Here is a 19,303-nt window from a genome sequence, read left to right on the forward strand (position 1 = left end):
TTTGCTTCAGCCGGTGAGATCGAAACGCCAGTCATTGCAGCGCATGATGCGGCCCGGCGGGAACTCGAAATCATATTCGCCCTGAAGCAGGAAGCCGGCCTTGCGGCAGATCGCGTTGGAAGCGAGGTTTTCGGGCGAAGGGAAGGCATGGAGGAAGCGGCGCTGCGCTTCCTGCCTGAGAATGGCGATCAGTGCCGCGGTCGCGGCATGAGCGATGCCGCGGCCCTGGAGGTGCGGCATCACCGCCCAGCCGGTCTCATAGACGGTCTCGCCGCGCCATTCCTTCCGCCAATAGCCGATCGAGCCTGCGGGTGAGCCTTCGTGGTCGATGCGGAACATGCGCGTCTCGCCCGGAATCACTATCTGCGCAAAGTCGCGATTGCGCTTCAAGAGGCGTTCCGGGCTCTCCGGACCGCCGAGATACTTCTTCTGCTCAGACGTGTTGCAGGCTTCGAGGACGGGGAGATCAGCCTCCGACCACGGCCGCAAGGTAGTCATTTCCGGGGCCTCAGCCCATCCTGGATCAAACGGATGATCGTCGTCTCGGCATCGGGGAAGTGATCGCCGTTCTTGCCGAGCACGGCGCGGATCTGGATATCGAAATCGGCATAATGCTGGGTCATCGCCCAGATGGTGAAGATCAGGTGATAGGGATCGATGGCGGCGATCTGCCCCTTGGTGATCCAGCCCTTGATGATCTTCGCCGTGTCGTCGACCAGAAGTTTCATGGGCCCTGCAAGGAAGTCGCCGATGGCGGGCGCGCCATGCAGCATCTCATTGGCAAAGAGCCGCGAGGCCTTGGGATTGTCGCGCGACATGGCCATCTTGGCGCGGACATAGTTTTCGATCTCGGCCAGGGGCTCGCCTTGGGGATCGAGGCCGCGCAAGGGCTTGAGCCAGTCGGCCAGGGTTTTCTCCAGGACGGCGCGGTAGATATCGTCCTTGCGGCGGAAGTAATACAGCAGATTGGGCTTCGACATCTGGGCACGCTCGGCGATCTGGTCGACCGTCGAGCCGCGATAGCCATAGACCGAAAAGACCTCGAGGGCGGCCGCGAGGATGATGTCCTCATTGATCGCCTGGATGCGGGTCTTGCCCATGAGCTTCTGCTTGGGTTGGGCCATAGCCGATGGTGTTAATTCTTGATCAAATGGTCAAGACCGCATAGCATCCTTTTCCAACGAGTCTCTAAAAAATGATACAGGGGAGGTTGAATGGCGGCAGCGTCCGTTATCGAGGCGCGCGAGCTGAGCCTGACATTCGAAGCAGCCGACGGGCCGGTCTATGCCCTGTCGAAAGTCAATCTCACCGTAGAGGACGGGGATTTCGTATCCTTCATCGGGCCGTCGGGCTGCGGCAAGACGACCTTGCTGCGCGTCATCGCCGATCTCGAGCAGGCGAGCGAAGGCCAGATCTCGGTCAATGGCATGACGCCCGACGAAGCGCGCAAGAAGCGCGCCTATGGCTATGTGTTCCAGGCGCCGGCGCTCTATCCCTGGCGCACCATCGAGCGCAATGTCGCCTTGCCGCTCGAGATCATGGGTTTCAGCGCCCGCGAGCGGGCCGAGCGCATCGCGCGCAATCTCGATCTCGTCAATCTGAGCGGCTTCGAGAAGAAGTTTCCGTGGCAGCTCTCGGGCGGCATGCAGCAGCGCGTGTCGATCGCCCGCGCCCTTGCCTTCGATCCCAAGCTCCTCCTGATGGACGAGCCTTTCGGCGCGCTCGACGAGATCGTGCGCGACAAGCTCAACCAGCAACTGCTGGAGCTGTGGGCGCGCACGAAGAAGACGGTGGTCTTCGTGACCCATTCGATCCCGGAAGCGGTGTTCCTGTCGAGCAAGATCGTCGTCATGTCACCGCGGCCCGGGCGCATCATCGACGTGATCGAAACGAAGTTCGCGCATGACCGCACGCTCGATATCCGCGAGACGCGGGAATTCCTGAAAGTTGCACAGCGTGTGCGCGAAGGCCTGAGGCAAGGGCACAGCTATGATGACTGAGGGTGTTTGCCCTCTCCCCCCGCGGGGGAGAGGGCAGGGTGAGGGGGAACCGACGGCAAGAGTCTTGCCGAAGCGAAATGCTGCGCCGTCCGTTCCCCCTCACCCTCCCATTGCTGCGCAATGGGTCCCTCCCTCTCCCCCGTGGGGGGAGAGGGTATGCGCGCGAGTCCTTCCATGACCGTCGCCGCCGCCACAGCACAGCGGCCGTCATTTGCGAGCGCGCTCGCCGCGGGTCACGCTTTCCCCGTAGCGGTGATCGTCGCCATCGTCCTCGTCATCTGGTATGTCGCTGCCATCCCGATGAACCGGGTGTTGAGCCAGCCCCTGATCGATGCCGCGGGCGGCGGTCTCATGAATACGCTGTCGATCTCCTGGTCGCTGCCGCGCCCGGTCCTGCCGGCGCCCAACCAGGTCATGGCCGAATTGTGGAACACGATCTTCACGGTCGAGCCGTGGCGGCCGCGATCGCTCCTCTATCACTGCTGGGTGACGCTTTCTTCCACCCTGCTCGGCTTCGTGCTGGGCTCGCTCCTCGGCATCGCCCTTGCCGCGGCCATCGTCCATGTGAAGGCGCTCAACCGCAGCCTGATGCCGTGGATCATCGCCTCGCAAACCATCCCGATCCTGGCGATCGCGCCGATGATCATCGTGGTGCTGGGCTCGATCGGGCTCACCGGTCTCGTGCCGAAGTCGCTGATCTCCATGTATCTGTGCTTCTTCCCGGTCACCATCGGCATGGTGAAGGGCTTCACTTCGCCCGACCCGATGCAACTCGACCTGATGCGCACCTATAATGCGAGCACGGCACAGACCTTTTGGAAACTGCGCTGGCCCGCCGCGGTGCCCTTCCTCTTCACCTCCCTCAAGGTGGCAATCGCCATAGCACTCGTCGGCGCCATCGTCGCTGAATTGCCGACCGGCGCCCAGGCCGGCATCGGCGCCCGGCTGCTCAACGGCTCTTACTACGGCCAGACCCAGCAGATCTGGGCGGCGCTGGTCGCCGCCGCAGTCATGTCATCGGGACTGGTCTGGCTCGTCGGCTTCGTCGAGCGCCAGGTGGCGCGCGCCATGGGGGCGAAGCCATGATTGCCAACCTGCGCCGCAGCCCGCCCGCCGTGATCGCCATTCTGCTCGCCGCCGGCGGACTCCTGTGGCTGATGGCGCATCAGGTGACGGCACAACCCGGCGTCCTGTTCTGGATCGGCGTCCTGGTGCTGTGGGCCCTGGTGTGGATCGGCAATGACGCGCTTTCGGGTCTCGCCGCATCGTCGCCTCTGGCGCTCAGGCTGCGCAACTTGACCGTTCCGGCCATCTTCGGCCTGACCCTCCTGCTGCTGTGGCAGCTCATCGTCAAGGGTTTCGGCATATCGCCGGTATTCCTGCCGGCGCCCTCGGACATCTGGACCAGAATTGCAACGTCCTATGCCACGCTGGAAGCGGATTTCATCCAGACCTTCATGCGCTCCGTGCTGATCGGCTGGGCGTTGGGCTCGCTCGCCGGCTTTGTGGTGGCGATCCTGTGCGATTACTGGGGATTCCTCAGGCGGGGGCTGCTGCCGCTCGGCAATCTCTTCGCCGCCCTGCCGATCGTCGGCGTGGCGCCCATCATGGTCATGTGGTTCGGCTTCGACTGGCACTCCAAGGCCGCCGTCGTCGTCATCATGACCTTCTTCCCCATGCTGGTGAATGCGGTGGCAGGCCTTCAGGCGGCAGGCCATCTCGAGCGCGACCTGATGCGGTCTTACGGCGCGAGCTACTTCGACATGCTGGTGAAGCTCAGGCTTCCGGCGGCAATGCCCTTCATTTTCAATGCGCTCAAGATCAACTCGACTCTGGCCCTGATCGGGGCCATCGTTGCGGAATTCTTCGGAACCCCCATTGTCGGCATGGGCTTTCGCATTTCAACCGAGGTCGCCAAGTTCAATCTCGACTTGGTCTGGGCCGAGATCGCCGTCGCAGCACTCGCTGGCTCGGCCTTTTACGGGGTGATCGCGCTCATCGAACGCGCGGTGACCTTCTGGCATCCGTCCTACCGGTCGCGCAAAGACCAGTAGGCAAACAGGGAGAAGAGGAGACGTACAGCATGAAGAAATTTCTGATGGCCGCGGCGGCGACCGCGGCGCTCATGGCGGGCAGCGCCGCGGCTTACGCCGAGGCGGTGACCATCCAGCTCAAATGGGTGACGCAGGCCCAGTTCGCCGGCTACTACGTCGCGCAAGCGCAAGGCTTCTACAAGGACGCCGGGCTCGACGTGACGATCAAGCCGGGCGGACCCGATATCGCGCCGCCGCAAGTGATCATGGGCGGCGGCGCCGATGTCGTCGTCGACTGGATGCCCTCGGCCCTCGCGTCGCGCGAGAAAGGCGTGCCGCTGGTCAATATCGCCCAGCCCTTCAAGCGCTCGGGCATGATGCTCACGTGCCGCAAGGACACCGGCATCACCAAGCCGGAAGACTTCAAGGGCAAGACGCTGGGCGTGTGGTTCTCCGGCAACGAATATCCGTTCCTGTCCTGGATGAGCCAGCTCGGGCTCAAGACCACTGGCGGGCCGGACGGCGTCACGGTGCTGAAGCAGGGCTTCAATGTCGATCCGCTGCTCCAGAAGCAGGCCGACTGCATTTCGACCATGACCTACAATGAATATTGGCAGGTGATCGAAGCGGGCGTGAAGCCGGAAGACCTGATCGTCTTCAAATATGAGGATCAGGGCGTGGCCACGCTCGAGGACGGGCTCTATGTGCTCGAAGCCAAGCTCAAGGATCCGGCCTTCGTCACCACCATGGCGAAATTCGTCAAGGCGTCGATGAAGGGCTGGGACTGGGCGCGCGAGCATCCGGACGATGCGGCCAAGATCGTGCTCGACAATGACGCGACGGGTGCCCAGACCGAGGGCCACCAGAAGACGATGATGCAGGAGATCAACAAGCTCACCGAGGGCTCCGACGGCACGCTCGACACCGCCGCCGCTGACCGCACGGTGGACACCTTGATGAAGGGCGGCTCCGATCCCGTCATCTCCAAGAAGCCGGAAGGTGCGTGGTCGGCGGTCGTCACCGACGAAGTGAAGAAGATGTAGCGTACTCAGTTCCCCTCCCCCGCAGGGTAGGGCTATCGCATATGAGAATTCTTGAAGCGAGCGAGCCATCTCCGATGTTCCCCCTCTCCCGTTGCGAAGCAATGGGAGAGGGTGGCCGAAGGCCGGGTGAGGGCTCTTTGTTTCAGCAAGAAATGCTCGTTGAGATCAGAGTGCACTGCGCGAAAGAGCCCTCATCCGCGCTTCGCGCCCCTTCTCCCATTGCTTCGCAACGGGAGAAGGGGAATGATGATGGGGCCTTAAAAAATTCCATATGCGATAGTGCTCCCCGCAAGAGGGAGGGAAAGTAAGAAACGGAGGCCTCTCATGTCCATTCTCGTCCGCGGCGGTATTGTCGTAAATCATGATCATTCGCGGCGCGCCGATGTGCTGATCGAGGAGGGGCGCATCGTCGCGGTGGGCGAGAAGCTCGAGGCGCCGGGAAAGGCCGAGATCATCGATGCCGGTGGCCTCTATGTGATGCCGGGCGGCATCGACCCCCATACCCATATGGAGCTCATGTTCATGGGCACCGTGTCGGCGGATGACTTCGAATGGGGCACCAAGGCGGCACTCTCCGGCGGCACCACCATGATCGTCGATTTCTGCATTCCCGCCCCCAAGCAGTCGATGCTCGCCGCCTATCAGGACTGGCGCCGCAAGGCCGAGAAGGCGGCGTCCGACTATTCCTTCCACATGGCGGTGACCTGGTGGGACAAACAGGTCTTCGACGAGATGGAAACGGTGGTGAAGACCTATGGCATCAACACCTTCAAGCATTTCATGGCCTATAAGGGCGCGCTCATGGTCAATGACGATGAGCTCTATCATTCCTTCTCGCGCTGCGCCGGGCTCGGCGCCATGCCCTTGGTCCACGCCGAGAACGGCGACGTCGTCTTCCGCATGCAGGGCGATCTCCTGGCGCAAGGCATCACCGGGCCCGAAGGCCACGCCTATTCGCGTCCGCCCGAGGTCGAGGGCGAGGCCACCAACCGCGCCATCATGATCGCCGACATGGCGGGATGCCCGCTCTATGTCGTGCACACCTCCTGCCGCGAGGCGCATGAGGCGATCAAGCGCGCGCGGGAAGCCGGAAAGCGCGTCTATGGCGAGCCCTTGATCCAGCACCTCACCCTCGATGAGGACGAGTACCGCAACAAGGACTGGGACTATGCGGCAAGGCGGGTGATGTCGCCGCCCTTCAGGCCCAAGAAGCACCAGGACTCGCTGTGGGCCGGATTGCAGTCGGGCTCGCTGCAGGTCGTGGCGACCGATCACTGCTCCTTCACCACCGAGCAGAAGCGCATGGGTGCCAAGGATTTCACCAGGATCCCCAATGGCACGGGCGGCCTCGAAGACCGCATGCCGGTCCTGTGGACGGCCGGCGTCAATAGCGGCAGGCTCACCAAGGAAGAGTTCGTCGCCGTCACGTCCGCCAATATCGCGCGCATTCTCAACATGTATCCCAAGAAGGGCCGCATCGCCCAAGGCTCCGATGCCGATCTCGTCCTCTGGGACCCCAACAAGACGAAGACGATCTCGGCCAAGGCGCAAGTGAGCCGCATCGACTACAATGTATTCGAAGGCTATGAATGCACAGGATTGCCGGTCGTGGTCCTGTCGCGCGGGCGCATCGCCTGGAAGGACGGCGATCTCAGGGCCAAAGCGGGGGATGGCGATTTCGTCCGCCGCGATCCCTATCCCGCCGTCCATGTCGCCAATTCGACCTGGCGCGAAACCAACCGGCCGCGCGCGGTCAAAAGGGCAGGAACGGTGACGCCATAGTCATAGGGACGGGGGCAGGCATGCTACGTTCAAGAAAGTTGAGATTGGCGATGCTCGGGGCAGCGGCCGTTGCATTTCCATCCGTGGCGCAGGCAAATTTCTGCGGCGTTGCCGGCAGCTCCGCGCAGGAGATCGCCGCCAATGTCGTCAAAACGAAGCAGTTCAAGAAATATGGCGGCAATGCCCGCTTTGTATCCTACTTCAACCAAAAGGCCGTGCTGACGCTGCTCGTCACCACGCCGCTGTCGCCTGCCGCCGCGTGACACGGAAGTCTGGCGACTGGGAGGCTTGGCACACAATCCAATGCGAGGCGAGCCGGGAAGCCTGCAGGACGTTCCTAGCCGAGTTCAAAGTTCACGATGTGCAGTGGCAAAGGAAGGCCCCACAATGATGGGGCGATGATCCGGGCTTGGCGGCCCCGTGCGGTGAAAAGGGCAGGCGCTGTTACGCCTTGCGTTGGAGGCAGTCATGAAACAGTGGCGAAAAGTGATCCTGCTGATCCTTGGTGCGGCGGGAGCCGCTCTTCCGAGTGCCGCCCAAGCGGAGTTCTGTGGTATCGCTGGCCAGTCTCCGCAGGAAATTGCGGCCAATGTGGCCAAAACCAAGGCATTCAAGAGAGTTGGCGGCAATGCCCGCTATGTGGCCTATGCCAATAAAGCCGACTTGACAACGCTGACCATCACCACGTCGGCAAACGAGGCGCATCCCGCCGTCGCCTGCCGCCATGCTTTCCGGCAGAAGGATGGGGCGTGGTATGTCAGGACCAACGCCAAATGTGCCGCAAGCGAGGCAGCTTGCAAAGCAATGATGAGCGAATTCAAAGCGCTTGACGCTCAGATGAAGCGGGCGCTCGAGAAGGCGAATTCCAAACCGTGATGCGGTGATGGATCAGGGAGCGACGGCCGCCTGCTCATCCGCGATGAGCACGCAGTTGTCGGCCGGCGGATCGCTCTTGCAGCGGCTGCCGGCGACGAGATCCGTCGCAGGGGTGAGATCGGTGACGAGCTTCGTGTTCCGCGCTTCGCCCCAGGTCAGTATATACATGGACGTCGGCGGTGCCTTGTTGAACAGCCCGAGCACAGACTTGTCGACGCCCATCTTGGCAAAGAAGGCATTGAGCTTCTTCTCGAGCCTCCGGTCGAGCTTGGTCGAGACATAGCTCTTCATCGGCTTGCGGCTGACGACCTTGCGGCTCAGGACCTGCTTCTTGCCCCGGACGATGCGGTAGCGCTCATAATAGCGGACCTTCTCCTGGGTGATGGTCCGGCTGATCTGATGCACGCCGACGGCCGTGCCCTCGCCCATGAAGCGCTTTTCGCCGGCAGCCAAGATGAAGGCGCAGGCGGAAACGCAAAAACCCTGGCCCGACATGATGACGCCGCGATAGACGCCCTTCTGCGCCTTGGGAAGCTTGCAATTCGTCTGATGCGGCGCGCAGCCGCCGAAATAGGTCCAGCCCACCGCCACATCGAGATGGCGCCCACGGATCATCTCGCCGATCTTGAGCGCGGCATCGACATCGCCGCCGGTCGAGGTGACGACCACCGGCAGCCGCAGATCCTTCGCCTTGGCGAGCGCCTTCTTGAACACCGCCGGAGACTTTGCCGTGATCTGGCCTTCGGCCGAGATCCATTGCGGGCAGGAGGGCTCGCACCCCCCCATCACGCTGCGGACGATGACGACCCGCATCGGCTGGTCGTAGACGGGCGTCTCCGTCTTCTTTTTCGCCGCATCGGCTTGACCGGCCGGCAGGACAACAGCAAGCACAATCGTCAGGAGCGCCAGAACAACAGACGGGAGAGCTTTCATTGGGGATGCCCGGATTATCGCCTCGCCCGGACTATACACATTTTCCATGTTCCGGAAAGCAGGATCACCCGATGACGAGGTTGAAACTCACGCTGATTCTCTCAGCCCGGGCCCGGTTCAAGGGAACTTCGTGGCGCAGCCAACTTTCCCACAGGATCAGGGAACCCGGAACCGGCGTCTCGCTGACATAGGTCCGCAAGGGACGAGGGGTTTGGGCCTTGCGCGGCGGCGCCGCCATCATCAAACCATGGCGCGGATCCTCGAAGACGATAGGGCCGGAACCTTCGGGCGAGGTGACATAGTAAGTGCCGCTCAGCACGGCGTTGGTATGGATATGCGAGCTGTGCGAGCCGCCCTCGGGCAGCACATTGACCCACATCGTATCGCAGACGGGCTTGCCGCCGCGCAGGTCCCAATGGAGCTCCTTGGCGAAGCGGGCGGCGTGGCGCTCGATGCCGCGCTTGAGCCTGGCGAAAAGCGGGCTCCGGTCGGGGAGATCAGCGAGCGAGCCATAGGAGGTATAGCCCGAATAGCCGTGCTTTTCGCACCAGCGCCGCCCGGCCGTGTCGTTCTCGGCGAGCGCCAGGGCGGCCTGTTCGAGATCATGGTTAAGCCGGCCGGCACCCTCGATGACGGTGCGGTAGACGAGGGTCGGGAACAGCGCCTCGATATGGGCGGACGATGGCTTCGGCATGGGCTCAACCATCCCCCTGATGCCATCTCATCCAAGCGGTGACAAGGCCGCCGCTTGATGGCACATTCGGGTTCCCTCAAATCAGCGACGAAAGGCGGAGGACGGCATGAGGCTCGGCACATGGATGGGATTGCTCGCAACCGTAAGCGTGTTCCTGACGGCGGCAGGCGCGGCCGAGGCCGCCAGATGCAGCAGCAGCGGGGCCAATTTCGAGAGCTGGAAGAAAAGCTTCAGCGCCGAAGCCAAGCAGAACGGCGTCAAGCCGAAAGCCATCGCCGCCCTGATGAACACCAGCTATTCGACCGCCACGATCAGGGCCGACCGCAGCCAGAAGAGCTTCAAGCTGTCGCTCTCGGCCTTCATGGCCAAGCGCGGCGCGCCTGCCATCGTGTCGCGCGGGCGGGCGCTCAAGAGATCCAATGCCGCTCTCTTTGCCTCCCTTGAAAGGCGCTATGGCGTGCCGCCGGGGCCGCTCTTGGCCATATGGGGCATGGAGACCGGTTTCGGCAACGTCACCGGCAATCAGAACACACTGTCGGCGGTGGCGACGCTGGCTTATGACTGCCGCCGGACGGAATATTTCACCGAGCAGCTTTATGCGGCCCTCGCCCTCATCGACCGCGGAACGCTCTCGGCTTCGGCGCGCGGCGCCATGCATGGCGAGGTCGGCCATACCCAGTTCCTGCCCAAGAATGTCCGGCTCTATGGCGCGGACGGCGATGGCGACGGCCGCGTCAATCTCAATTCCAAGGCCGACGCGCTCGCCTCCACCGCCAATTTCCTCAAAGGCCATGGCTGGGTGAGGGGTGCCGGCTATCAGCCGGGCCAGACCAATTTCAGCGCCATCCAGGGGTGGAACGCCGCGACCGTCTACCAGAAGGCGATTGCCATCATGGGCAAGCAGATCGATGGACAATAGTCGAGAGAGCAAGCGCACCTACGAACAGTCTTCGCCTTTCTACCGGCCCTTGTGGCGGCGTATCGCCATCACGGCCGTCGTCGCTCTGTGGCTCGCTTTCGAGATCTACAACCAAAGCGGCCTGTGGATAGCCATCGCCGCCGCGATGCTCTGCTATGCGCTGTGGACTTTTTTCTTGAGTTGGCCGAAGACGCCTGACAATCCTCCGCAATAATCTTTTGTCGCTTCGAAAAGGCCGTTCCATGACCGCTAAGAGCAATCTCACCATCAATCCGCAGCGTCTGTGGGACGCCCTCATGGAGACCGCCAAATACGGCGCGACACCGAAAGGCGGCATCAAGCGGCTCACGGTTTCCGACGAAGACAAGAAGGTGCGCGATTGGTTCAAGGCGCAATGCGAGGCGCTGGGCTGCAAGGTGTCGGTCGACAGCGTCGGCAACATGTTCGCGCTCAGGCCGGGCAAGAACAACAAGCTCCAGCCCATCGCCATGGGCTCGCATCTCGACACCCAGCCGACGGGCGGGAAATTCGACGGCGTGCTCGGCGTCCTGGGCGCGCTCGAAGCGCTGCGCAGCATGGTCGATCTCGGCTACGAGACCAATGCGCCCGTCATGATCGTCAATTGGACCAATGAGGAAGGCTCGCGCTTCGCACCCGCCATGCTGTGCTCGGGCGTCTATGCCGGTGTGTTCACGCAAGACTATGCCTACGCCAGAGCCGATCGCGACGGCATCACGCTGGGCGACGAGCTGACGCGCATCGGCTACAAGGGCTCGGAGCCCGTAGGCTCGCACAAATTCCAGGCGATGTTCGAGCTTCATATCGAGCAGGGGCCGATCCTCGAGGCCGAGCAGAAGATGATCGGCGTCGTGACCGGCGTGCAGGGCATGCGCTGGTACGAGGTGACGGTCAGGGGCCAGGAAGCGCATACGGGTGCCACCCCCATGCTCCTGCGCAAGAACGCGCTCGTCGGTGCCGCGCGCATGATCGAGGCGATCAATCAGGTCGGGCTCGATCATCTGCCGGGCGTCGCCAGCGTCGGTCTCCTCGAGAACCGGCCGAACAGCCGCAATGTCGTGCCGGGCGAAGTGTTCTTCAGCGTCGATCTTCGCCATCCCGACGAGAGCGTGCTCGACAAGATGGAGGCGGCCTATCAGGCGGCCCTGCCGCGCATCGCGCAAGAGCTCAAGCTCGAGATCGAGGAGAAGCGGATCTGGAAGTCGCCGGCGGTCAGATTCGCGGCGGACCTCATCGACTGCGTGCGCCATGGCGCCGACCAGGCCGGCTTCGCCACCCGTGACATGGCGTCCGGCGCCGGCCACGACGCCGCCTATATCGCCCGCGTCGCGCCGACGACCATGATCTTCGTGCCCTGCCTCGGCGGGCTTTCGCACAATGAAGCGGAATCGACGTCCTTCGATGAATGCGGGGCGGGCGCCCAGGTGCTGCTCAATGCCGTGCTCGAATATGACCGGCGGTTCGCCTGATCGCATCATCCGGAGGGGCCCGTGACCGACCTCGCGGCGAGGAGCCGTGCTACGGCGATCCAGATGACCCAGTGGCGCAGCGTCACCGGATCCCCAAGCGAATGCGACTTCCCGCATTTGCTGAAGGCGATGCTGGCGCAGAACCGCTATTTCCATCTCAACCCGTCGCATCTCAAGGTGCAGCCGCTCGATGACGGGACGGAGCGCGGCAACCTTCTCGCCTTGGTGAAGGGCGAGGGCCGCAGGACGGTGGTGCTGGCCGGGCATTTCGACACGGTGCCGTTCGACGATTATGCCGAGCTTATGCCTTACGCCTGCGATCCCGAGACGCTGCTCCCGATGATCATCGAGAAGCTGAAGCGGACCGGCGAAAATCCGGCAGCCCTCGCCGATCTCGAATCGGGCGATTATCTGCCGGGCCGCGGGCTCCTCGACATGAAAGCCGGGATCGCGGCGGGCATTGCCGTGCTCGAGACCTTCGCCGCCGAAGAGCACCGGCATGGCAATATCCTGCTGCTGGCGACCCCCGATGAGGAGGACCGCTCGGCCGGCATGCGCGCGGCGGCGGCGATCCTCCCCGTCATCGCGCGCGAGGGCGATCTCGATATCCGCCTCGTCATCAATCTCGATTCGATCGCCGATGACGGCGACGGCGCCTTCGGCCGCTCGCTGACGACGGGATCGATCGGCAAGCTTCTGTTGACGGCGCTCGTCGTCGGACGCGAAGCCCATGCCTGCTATCCCTTCGCCGGCATCAATGCCAATTATCTCGCCGCCGAGCTCCTGGCCGAGCTCGAATGCGCGCCCGAGCTCGCCGAGACCAGCGGCCATGAGATCGCCGCACCCCCGGCGGCGCTCTATGTGAAGGATGTGAAGAGCGGCTACAATGTCACGACGCCGGCACGCATCTTCCTCTATTGGAACACGCTGCAGCATCGCCGCGCGCCGGCGGACGTCCTGAGCATCGCCACCGGCATGGCGCGCGAGGCGATGGAGCGGGCGGTGGCGAAGCTTGCGCAAAGGGCGGGGAATGTCAGCCCGCCGCAGCCCTTCCGGCAGGAAGCGGTCCAGGTGCTGAGCTTCGCCGAGCTCTTCGCCCAGGCGCTGAAGTCCGATCCCGATTTCGAAGCCTCCTTCGATCTCCTCAACCGCGAATTGGCGGAACGCAACGACCTCGATTTTCCGACCCGGGCGCGGCTCGTCACCGAATTCGCCTGGGCATCGACCAAGCTGCCGGGCCCTGCGGTCATCTTGGGCTTCGGCTCCCTGCCTTATCCGGCGGTGAGCCTCGGCGATGAGGCCTTGGCGGAACGCCTGATGGCGGCGGTGAGCGAGGCCGCCATGGAGAAGGGCACCACGATTTCGCGGCTCGGCTACTTTCCCGGCATATCGGATATGAGCTTCCTCGGCGAGACGTCGGGCGATCTCGCCGCCGCCCAGGCCAATACGCCGATCTGGGGTGCGAGCTTCACGCTTCCCGCTTCGCCGGCCTATCCGGCCATCAATATCGGTCCCTGGGGGCGCGACTATCATCACTGGCTGGAACGGCTCAACGCTCCTTACGCATTTGACGTCTTGCCTCACCTCGTGCTTCGTGCCACCAAGGCCGCGCTCGAATAAACAGGAGGTTTCCCATGGCTTTGAAACGTATCGGCGCCGGCAACCGCATGAGCGATGCGGTGATACACGGCGACAAGATCTATCTCTCGGGATATGTCGCGGAAAAGACGGTCGGCAAGTCGGTCAAGGAGCAGACGAAGGACATCCTCGACCAGATCGATGCGACGCTCAAGGAAGCGGGGACCGACAAGACCAAGATCCTCAAGGCCAATATCTGGCTGACCGACATCAAGACCTGGGCGCAAATGAACGAAGCCTGGGATGCCTGGGTGGTGGCGGGCCAGACGCCGGCGCGCGCCACCGTCGAGGCGAAGCTCGCCGGTCCCGGCCTCGATGTCGAGATCATGGTCGAAGCGGCGCTCTGAGATCGCAAATGAGCGTTTCGAATCCCTCTCCCCGCCGGGGAGGGGGATTTTTTTATTAGTCATTTGTATTACAAAAGCCTTTTGTAATACAAATTGCCGTTGAACGCTTTTGGGTTTCAATCTAAGGACAGGGCCCAAGGGCGGCATCTCCCGAAAAGGAGCGGTCGCTCCACAGCATCAAGGGAGGAATTCATGCTGAATCGCAGGTATTTCATGGCTTCCGTTGCGGGAGCCGCGGCGCTGGCCGCCGCCGGAACGGCCTTAGCCGAGAGCAAAGGGCTTATTGGCATCTCCATGCCGACCAAGTCGTCGACCCGCTGGATCTCGGACGGCGAAAGCATGGTGAAGGAGTTCCAGGCGCTCGGCTACGACACCGACCTGCAATATGGCGAGGACGACATCCCGAACCAGCTCGCCCAGATCGAGAACATGGTGACCAAGGGCGCCAAGGTCCTGATCATCGCCGCGATCGACGGATCGACGCTGTCCGACATATTGAAGAAGGCCAAGGAAGCGGGCGTCAAGGTCTTCGCCTATGACCGGTTGATCACCAAGACGCCGGATGTCGACTATTACACGACCTTCGACAATTTCGGCGTCGGCGTGCTGCAGGCGAAATCCCTGGTCGACGGGCTCAAGGAACGCTTCCCCGGCGCCAAGCCGTGGAATGTCGAGCTCTTCGGCGGCTCGCCGGACGACACCAACGCGTTCTATTTCTATGACGGCGCCATGTCGGTCCTGAAGCCCCTGATGGATTCGGGCGAGGTCGCCGTCGTCTCGGGCCAGATGGGCATGGACAAGGTCGGCACGCTGCGCTGGGACGGCGCCGTCGCCCAGGCCCGCATGGACAACCTGCTCTCGGCCAACTACACCGACAAGAAGGTGAACGGCGTGCTCGCCCCCTATGACGGCCTCTCACGCGGCATTATTTCTTCTCTCAAGGGTGTGGGCTATGCGCCCGGGCCCGAAATGCCGATCGTCACCGGCCAGGACGCCGAGCTTGCCTCGGTCAAGGGCATGATCGCCGGCGAGCAATATTCGACCGTGTTCAAGGACACGCGCGAGCTCGCCAAGGTGACGGCGAAGATGGTCGACACGGTGCTCCAGGGCAAGGAGCCCGAGGTCAACGACACCAAGACCTACAATAACGAAGTCAAGGTGGTGCCGTCCTATCTCCTGACCCCCTATTCGGTCGGCAAGGACGACATCAAGAAGGCGCTGGTCGATTCCGGCTATTATACGCAGGACCAGATCGATAACTGATCAGGGGCGCTGTCATCGGGGGGCTTCGCGCTTTGCGAAGCCCCTTGCTTATGTTTTAATCGATCAAGATCCGGGCGAACCGGACAGCATATTGGGGAGATGAGGGCGTTGAGCGAGCCCATTCTCGAAATGCGCGGCATCACCAAGACGTTCCCGGGCGTGAATGCGCTGACGGACGTCAATCTCGCGATTCTGCCGGCCGAGATCCATGCCGTGGTCGGGGAAAACGGCGCCGGCAAATCGACGCTGATGAAGGTGCTGTCGGGTGTCTATCCGCATGGCACCTATGACGGCGAGATCATGTTCGAGGGCGCGAGCCGGAAATTCACCACCATCTCCGACAGCGAGACCGCCGGGATCATCATCATCCATCAGGAGCTGGCGCTGGTTCCTTTGCTCTCCATCGCCGAGAACATCTTCCTCGGCCATGAGACGGCGAAAAGGGGCGTCATCGACTGGTTCGAGGCCCTCCGCCGCGCCGCCGAGCTCCTCAAGAAGGTCGGCCTCAAGGAACATCCCAACACGCTCATCACCGATCTCGGCACCGGCAAGCAGCAGCTGGTCGAGATCGCCAAGGCGCTCAACAAGAAGGTGAAGCTCCTCATCCTCGACGAGCCGACCTCGAGCCTGAACGAGACCGATTCGAACAAGCTCTTGGCACTGCTGCAGGAGCTGAAAGCGCATGGCATCTCCTCGATCCTCATCACCCACAAGCTCAACGAGGTGATGAAGGTCGCCGACCGCATCACCATCCTGCGCGACGGCAGGACGGTCGACACGCTCGACACGTCGACCGCGAAAGTCAGCGAGGACCGCATCATCAAGGCCATGGTCGGGCGCGAGCTGACCGACCGCTATCCTCAGCGCATGGCCAAGATCGGCGAGACCATCCTCGAGGTGAAGGACTGGAACGTCTTCCATCCGCTGCATGCCGACCGCCATCTGATCCGCAATGTGAGCTTCAGCGTGCGCAAGGGCGAGGTGGTGGGCATTGCCGGGCTCATGGGGGCGGGGCGGACGGAGTTCGCCATGTCGCTCTTCGGCCGCGCCTATGGCCAGAAGATCTCGGGCGAGGTCACGATCCACGGCAAGAAGGCCGACGTCTCGACCATCCCCAAGGCCATGGCGGCGGGGCTCGCTTATGTGACCGAGGACCGCAAGACCTATGGCCTCGTCCTCATCGACCATATCAAGCACAATGTGACGCTCGCCAATCTCGACGGCGTTGCCTCGCGCGGCGTGATCGATGACCTCAAGGAGCTCAAGGTCGCCAACAAATACCGCAAGGACCTGGCGATCCGCTGCTCGGGCGTCTATCAGACGACGGTCAATCTCTCGGGCGGCAACCAGCAGAAGGTCGTGCTGTCGAAATGGCTGTTCTCGGGGCCCGACGTCCTCATCCTCGACGAGCCGACGCGTGGCATCGACGTTGGCGCCAAATACGAGATCTATGCCATCATCAACGCGCTCGCCGAGCAGGGGAAGGCCGTCGTCGTGATCTCCTCCGAGATGCCGGAGCTTCTCGGCATCTCGGACCGCATCTATGTGATGAATGAGGGTCGCTTCGTCGCCGAGATGCCGACCAAAGAGGCCTCGCAGGAGAAGATCATGCGCGCCATCATGAATTCATGGGAAAAGCCGAGATGAGCGAAATAACCGCACAGAGCGAAGCGAAGCCCGACATACTGCGGTTCGTCAAGGCTCACATCCGCGATTATGCGCTCCTCCTGTCGCTGCTCGCGATCATGATCTTCTTCCAGTTCACCACCAACGGCACGCTGTTCATGCCGGTGAACATGACCAACATCATCCTGCAGAACAGCTATATCGTGATCATGGCGCTCGGCATGCTGCTCATCATCGTGGCGGGCCATATCGACCTCTCGGTCGGATCGGTGTCGGGCTTCATCGGCGCGGTGGCGGCGGTGATGATGGTGAGCTGGAAGCTCGATCCGTTCCTGTCGGTCATCGCGTGCCTGTTGCTGGGCGCCGCGATCGGCGGCCTGCAGGGCTTCTTCGTCGCCTATCACAAGATACCGGCCTTCATCGTGACCCTCGCCGGCATGCTCATCTTCAAGGGCCTGGCGCTGACCGTGCTCGGCGGCGCCTCGGTCGGACCGTTCCCGCGCGAATTCCAGCTCCTGAGCTCAGGCTTCATTCCCGACCTGTTCAGCGTCGGCCTGTTCAACGTGACGGCCATGGTGATCGGCACGCTGGTGACGGCGGTCATCATCTATTTCAACTATCGCAAGAGGCTGAACCAGCAGGCGCATGGGCTCGCCGAGGAGCCGGACATCATCTTCTACGGCCGCAACCTTCTGATCGCCATCGCCTTCCTGGGTTTCTCCTTCCTGATGGCGCGCTACAAGGGGTTGCCCAATGTGCTGATCGTCATGTTCGCGCTGATCGCGCTCTTCGTCTTCCTGACGACCAACACGACGATGGGCCGGCGCATCTACGCCATGGGCGGCAATGAGAAGGCGACGAAGCTCTCCGGCATCGACACCGAGAAGCTGACTTTTCTCATCTTCGTCATCATGGGGGCGCTGGCCGCCCTGGCGGGCCTCATCTTCGCCGCAAGGCTCAATGTGGCGACGCCCAAAGCAGGTCTCGGCTTCGAGCTCGACGTCATCGCCGCCTGCTTCATCGGCGGGGCTGCGACGACGGGTGGCGTCGGCAAGGTGATCGGTGCGGTGATCGGCGCCTTCATCATGGGCGTCATGAACAACGGCATGTCGATCATGGGCATCGGCATCGACTGGCAGCAGGTGATCAAGGGCGCGGTGCTGATGCTCGCGGTGTTCCTCGACGTCTATTACAAGAACAAGGCGCGGTAGATCCGGCACATCGATAGGGAACGATTCCCGGCCCTTGCCGGTTCAACCGACGTTGTCGGATGCCTGGATACAGGGATTTTCAGGGAATTTTCGCGAAAAAATTTCGACCCCAGCAATATCAGTCATTTAGCTTTGCCGGTCGAGTGGAAGCAGGGAATTTTGTCGGTGGGATGCCGGGACTTTGGCGTCTTATAATATTTCCTAGACCTCGCATCTGAAATCTCATGCGGAACAGCGCTTCGGGCACTGCGTTCCATTACGTCGGCGCCGGGCCGTATTTGCGAATACGCTTCTCAAGACTGGTATTTCCCAAATCGCACGGTCTGGCCCGCGATTGCAAGAGGGATGCACTGGCAGTCCTCGGAGCACTTTACATCGAGCCCCATCGCCGGCCTGATGATATGGCAATGCCAATGATGCAGGCTTGGGCAAAAGGGAATGTAGCCATGAGCCGTGCGCCACTTGATCCATCGGAACCCGTTCTTCGCCATCCGCTTCAGCCTCATCAGCTCACTGAGCGGCTGACGCGGGTGGAGGATGTGATCGTGCTCTGCCATTTCGGCGTGCCCCGACTTGATCCCGCGAGCTGGTCGCTTACGATCGACGGACTGGTGCGCCGGCCCCTGCGCCTCTCGCTGAGCGATCTTATGAAGCGGCCGCGCGTGGAGCTCAACGCCGTTCACGAGTGCTGCGGCAGTCCGTTCAAGCCGGAGGTTCCAACTCGCCGCGTCTGCAACATTTCCTGGTCGGGGGTGCGGCTGTCGGAACTGCTCGCGGATTGCGAGCCGGACCCCACGGCACGCTTTCTATGGTCCACCGGCGCCGATTACGGTGTTTTCGGCGGCATTGCCTGCGACGCCTTCGTCAAGGACCTCCCGATCGAGCGGGCGAAGGCTGATGTGATTATTGCCGATCAGATGAACGGGGCGCCACTTCGGCCCGAGAACGGCTTTCCGGCACGGCTCGTCGTGCCTGGGTACTATGGGACCAACAGCGTCAAGTGGCTCGAGCGGTTGACGGTCGCTGATGCGCGTGCACCGGGTCCGTTCACCACCCGGTGGTACAATGATGCGATCCGCGCCGCGTCAGGCGAACCGACCGGCGCCACGCGCCCGGTCTGGTCGATCGCACCTGGCTCAGTCATCGTCGCGCCATCGCCTGACGAAGCCCTGAATGCCGGAGAGCCGGTCGAAATTTGGGGCTGGGCATGGGCGGACGGCGGCGTCGCCGCTGTCGACGTCAGCACCGACGGCGGGTCGAATTGGATGCGAGCCAATGTCGAGCCGCCCCTATCGCGGTCATGGCAACGTTTTTCCGTCACCTGGCGAGTGGAGCAGCGCGGCAATCGGCATGAATTATGCGCTCGGGCACATTCCGCAGCCGGGGCCAGCCAGCCGCTCAAGGGCGCACGCAATGAAATTCATCGCGTGCCCATCACGATCACTTAGCGC

Annotated in this window: 20 protein-coding genes; 16 read left to right on the plus strand and 4 right to left on the minus strand. The window is 62.5% G+C overall.

Annotated features, from left to right (window positions below; genetic code table 11):
• Positions 1–6: 6 nt before the first annotated feature.
• The gene (locus DS839_RS19705; RefSeq protein ID WP_119272178.1) at positions 7–498 is read right to left on the minus strand and encodes a GNAT family N-acetyltransferase; all 492 of its coding nucleotides are present in this window, start codon (positions 496–498) and stop codon (positions 7–9) included.
• Entirely contained in the window at positions 495–1,100 is a 606-nt protein-coding gene (locus tag DS839_RS19710; RefSeq protein WP_438816536.1) for a TetR family transcriptional regulator C-terminal domain-containing protein, read from the minus strand. The genes DS839_RS19705 and DS839_RS19710 overlap by 4 nt, the downstream gene beginning before the upstream one ends.
• Before the next feature lie 114 nt (positions 1,101–1,214).
• Between DS839_RS19710 and DS839_RS19715 the strand changes: the two genes are divergently transcribed.
• The 7 genes from DS839_RS19715 to DS839_RS19745 all read left to right on the plus strand — a co-directional run bounded on the left by DS839_RS19715 (position 1,215) and on the right by DS839_RS19745 (position 7,734).
• The gene (locus tag DS839_RS19715; protein ID WP_119272180.1) at positions 1,215–2,000 is read left to right on the plus strand and encodes an ABC transporter ATP-binding protein; all 786 of its coding nucleotides are present in this window, start codon (positions 1,215–1,217) and stop codon (positions 1,998–2,000) included.
• A 174-nt stretch (positions 2,001–2,174) separates the two neighbouring features.
• Positions 2,175–3,086, plus strand: a complete 912-nt coding sequence (locus tag DS839_RS19720) for an ABC transporter permease (protein ID WP_119272384.1) — start codon at positions 2,175–2,177, stop codon at positions 3,084–3,086.
• The gene (locus tag DS839_RS19725; RefSeq protein WP_119272181.1) at positions 3,083–4,054 is read left to right on the plus strand and encodes an ABC transporter permease; all 972 of its coding nucleotides are present in this window, start codon (positions 3,083–3,085) and stop codon (positions 4,052–4,054) included. Before DS839_RS19720 ends, DS839_RS19725 begins: the two co-directional genes overlap by 4 nt.
• Before the next feature lie 29 nt (positions 4,055–4,083).
• Positions 4,084–5,076 (plus strand): ABC transporter substrate-binding protein, encoded by a 993-nt coding sequence (locus DS839_RS19730; protein WP_119272182.1) that lies wholly within the window; start codon positions 4,084–4,086, stop codon positions 5,074–5,076.
• Between the two features lie 324 nt (positions 5,077–5,400).
• Positions 5,401–6,858, plus strand: a complete 1,458-nt coding sequence (gene hydA, locus DS839_RS19735; RefSeq protein WP_119272183.1) for a dihydropyrimidinase — start codon at positions 5,401–5,403, stop codon at positions 6,856–6,858.
• Positions 6,859–6,908: 50 nt separating this feature from the next.
• On the plus strand, positions 6,909–7,121 hold the full coding sequence (locus tag DS839_RS19740) for a hypothetical protein (protein ID WP_119272184.1): 213 nt from the start codon (positions 6,909–6,911) through the stop codon (positions 7,119–7,121).
• A 205-nt stretch (positions 7,122–7,326) separates the two neighbouring features.
• A complete protein-coding gene (locus DS839_RS19745) occupies positions 7,327–7,734 on the plus strand; it encodes a hypothetical protein (protein ID WP_119272185.1) in 408 nt (135 codons plus the stop codon).
• Between the two features lie 12 nt (positions 7,735–7,746).
• Here DS839_RS19745 and DS839_RS19750 read toward each other — a convergent pair whose 3' ends face one another.
• Positions 7,747–8,667 (minus strand): COG3904 family protein, encoded by a 921-nt coding sequence (locus DS839_RS19750; protein WP_119272186.1) that lies wholly within the window; start codon positions 8,665–8,667, stop codon positions 7,747–7,749.
• Positions 8,668–8,731: 64 nt separating this feature from the next.
• The gene (locus DS839_RS19755; RefSeq protein ID WP_119272385.1) at positions 8,732–9,361 is read right to left on the minus strand and encodes a TIGR02466 family protein; all 630 of its coding nucleotides are present in this window, start codon (positions 9,359–9,361) and stop codon (positions 8,732–8,734) included.
• A 106-nt stretch (positions 9,362–9,467) separates the two neighbouring features.
• On the opposite strand from DS839_RS19755, the gene DS839_RS19760 reads away from it, so the two are divergent.
• The 9 genes from DS839_RS19760 (at position 9,468) to DS839_RS19800 (ending at position 19,300) form a co-directional block, all read left to right on the plus strand.
• Positions 9,468–10,280 carry a lytic murein transglycosylase gene (locus DS839_RS19760; protein WP_119272187.1) on the plus strand — a complete coding sequence of 271 codons (813 nt, stop codon included), beginning with the start codon at positions 9,468–9,470 and terminating at the stop codon, positions 10,278–10,280.
• Positions 10,270–10,494, plus strand: a complete 225-nt coding sequence (locus DS839_RS19765; RefSeq protein WP_119272188.1) for a hypothetical protein — start codon at positions 10,270–10,272, stop codon at positions 10,492–10,494. Before DS839_RS19760 ends, DS839_RS19765 begins: the two co-directional genes overlap by 11 nt.
• Before the next feature lie 28 nt (positions 10,495–10,522).
• Positions 10,523–11,767, plus strand: a complete 1,245-nt coding sequence (locus DS839_RS19770; RefSeq protein ID WP_119272189.1) for a Zn-dependent hydrolase — start codon at positions 10,523–10,525, stop codon at positions 11,765–11,767.
• Between the two features lie 21 nt (positions 11,768–11,788).
• Positions 11,789–13,387: a M20/M25/M40 family metallo-hydrolase gene (locus DS839_RS19775; protein ID WP_162918676.1), complete on the plus strand. Its 1,599-nt coding sequence runs from the start codon at positions 11,789–11,791 to the stop codon at positions 13,385–13,387.
• 14 nt (positions 13,388–13,401) lie between these two features.
• Positions 13,402–13,752: a RidA family protein gene (locus DS839_RS19780; protein WP_119272191.1), complete on the plus strand. Its 351-nt coding sequence runs from the start codon at positions 13,402–13,404 to the stop codon at positions 13,750–13,752.
• Between the two features lie 213 nt (positions 13,753–13,965).
• Entirely contained in the window at positions 13,966–15,015 is a 1,050-nt protein-coding gene (gene chvE / locus DS839_RS19785; protein ID WP_368911784.1) for a multiple monosaccharide ABC transporter substrate-binding protein, read from the plus strand.
• Between the two features lie 108 nt (positions 15,016–15,123).
• Positions 15,124–16,662: a multiple monosaccharide ABC transporter ATP-binding protein gene (mmsA, locus tag DS839_RS19790; protein WP_119272193.1), complete on the plus strand. Its 1,539-nt coding sequence runs from the start codon at positions 15,124–15,126 to the stop codon at positions 16,660–16,662.
• A complete protein-coding gene (gene mmsB / locus DS839_RS19795) occupies positions 16,659–17,852 on the plus strand; it encodes a multiple monosaccharide ABC transporter permease (protein WP_368911750.1) in 1,194 nt (397 codons plus the stop codon). Before mmsA ends, mmsB begins: the two co-directional genes overlap by 4 nt.
• Positions 17,853–18,265: 413 nt before the next feature.
• The gene (locus DS839_RS19800) at positions 18,266–19,300 is read left to right on the plus strand and encodes a molybdopterin-dependent oxidoreductase (RefSeq protein WP_368911751.1); all 1,035 of its coding nucleotides are present in this window, start codon (positions 18,266–18,268) and stop codon (positions 19,298–19,300) included.
• Positions 19,301–19,303 lie beyond the last annotated feature (3 nt).

The organism is Taklimakanibacter deserti (assembly GCA_003574785.1).

Excerpts from the sequence above, each read along its gene's own strand:
- DS839_RS19705 (WP_119272178.1), bottom strand. The coding sequence starts at position 498 with ATGACTACCTTGCGGCCGTGGTCGGAGGCTGATCTCCCCGTCCTCGAA.
- DS839_RS19710 (WP_438816536.1), bottom strand. The coding sequence starts at position 1,100 with ATGGGCAAGACCCGCATCCAGGCGATCAATGAGGACATCATCCTCGCG.
- DS839_RS19715 (WP_119272180.1), top strand. The coding sequence starts at position 1,215 with ATGGCGGCAGCGTCCGTTATCGAGGCGCGCGAGCTGAGCCTGACATTC.
- DS839_RS19720 (WP_119272384.1), top strand. The coding sequence starts at position 2,175 with ATGACCGTCGCCGCCGCCACAGCACAGCGGCCGTCATTTGCGAGCGCG.
- DS839_RS19725 (WP_119272181.1), top strand. The coding sequence starts at position 3,083 with ATGATTGCCAACCTGCGCCGCAGCCCGCCCGCCGTGATCGCCATTCTG.
- DS839_RS19730 (WP_119272182.1), top strand. The coding sequence starts at position 4,084 with ATGAAGAAATTTCTGATGGCCGCGGCGGCGACCGCGGCGCTCATGGCG.
- hydA (WP_119272183.1), top strand. The coding sequence starts at position 5,401 with ATGTCCATTCTCGTCCGCGGCGGTATTGTCGTAAATCATGATCATTCG.
- DS839_RS19740 (WP_119272184.1), top strand. The coding sequence starts at position 6,909 with ATGCTCGGGGCAGCGGCCGTTGCATTTCCATCCGTGGCGCAGGCAAAT.
- DS839_RS19745 (WP_119272185.1), top strand. The coding sequence starts at position 7,327 with ATGAAACAGTGGCGAAAAGTGATCCTGCTGATCCTTGGTGCGGCGGGA.
- DS839_RS19750 (WP_119272186.1), bottom strand. The coding sequence starts at position 8,667 with ATGAAAGCTCTCCCGTCTGTTGTTCTGGCGCTCCTGACGATTGTGCTT.
- DS839_RS19755 (WP_119272385.1), bottom strand. The coding sequence starts at position 9,361 with ATGCCGAAGCCATCGTCCGCCCATATCGAGGCGCTGTTCCCGACCCTC.
- DS839_RS19760 (WP_119272187.1), top strand. The coding sequence starts at position 9,468 with ATGAGGCTCGGCACATGGATGGGATTGCTCGCAACCGTAAGCGTGTTC.
- DS839_RS19765 (WP_119272188.1), top strand. The coding sequence starts at position 10,270 with ATGGACAATAGTCGAGAGAGCAAGCGCACCTACGAACAGTCTTCGCCT.
- DS839_RS19770 (WP_119272189.1), top strand. The coding sequence starts at position 10,523 with ATGACCGCTAAGAGCAATCTCACCATCAATCCGCAGCGTCTGTGGGAC.
- DS839_RS19780 (WP_119272191.1), top strand. The coding sequence starts at position 13,402 with ATGGCTTTGAAACGTATCGGCGCCGGCAACCGCATGAGCGATGCGGTG.
- chvE (WP_368911784.1), top strand. The coding sequence starts at position 13,966 with ATGGCTTCCGTTGCGGGAGCCGCGGCGCTGGCCGCCGCCGGAACGGCC.
- mmsB (WP_368911750.1), top strand. The coding sequence starts at position 16,659 with ATGAGCGAAATAACCGCACAGAGCGAAGCGAAGCCCGACATACTGCGG.
- DS839_RS19800 (WP_368911751.1), top strand. The coding sequence starts at position 18,266 with ATGATGCAGGCTTGGGCAAAAGGGAATGTAGCCATGAGCCGTGCGCCA.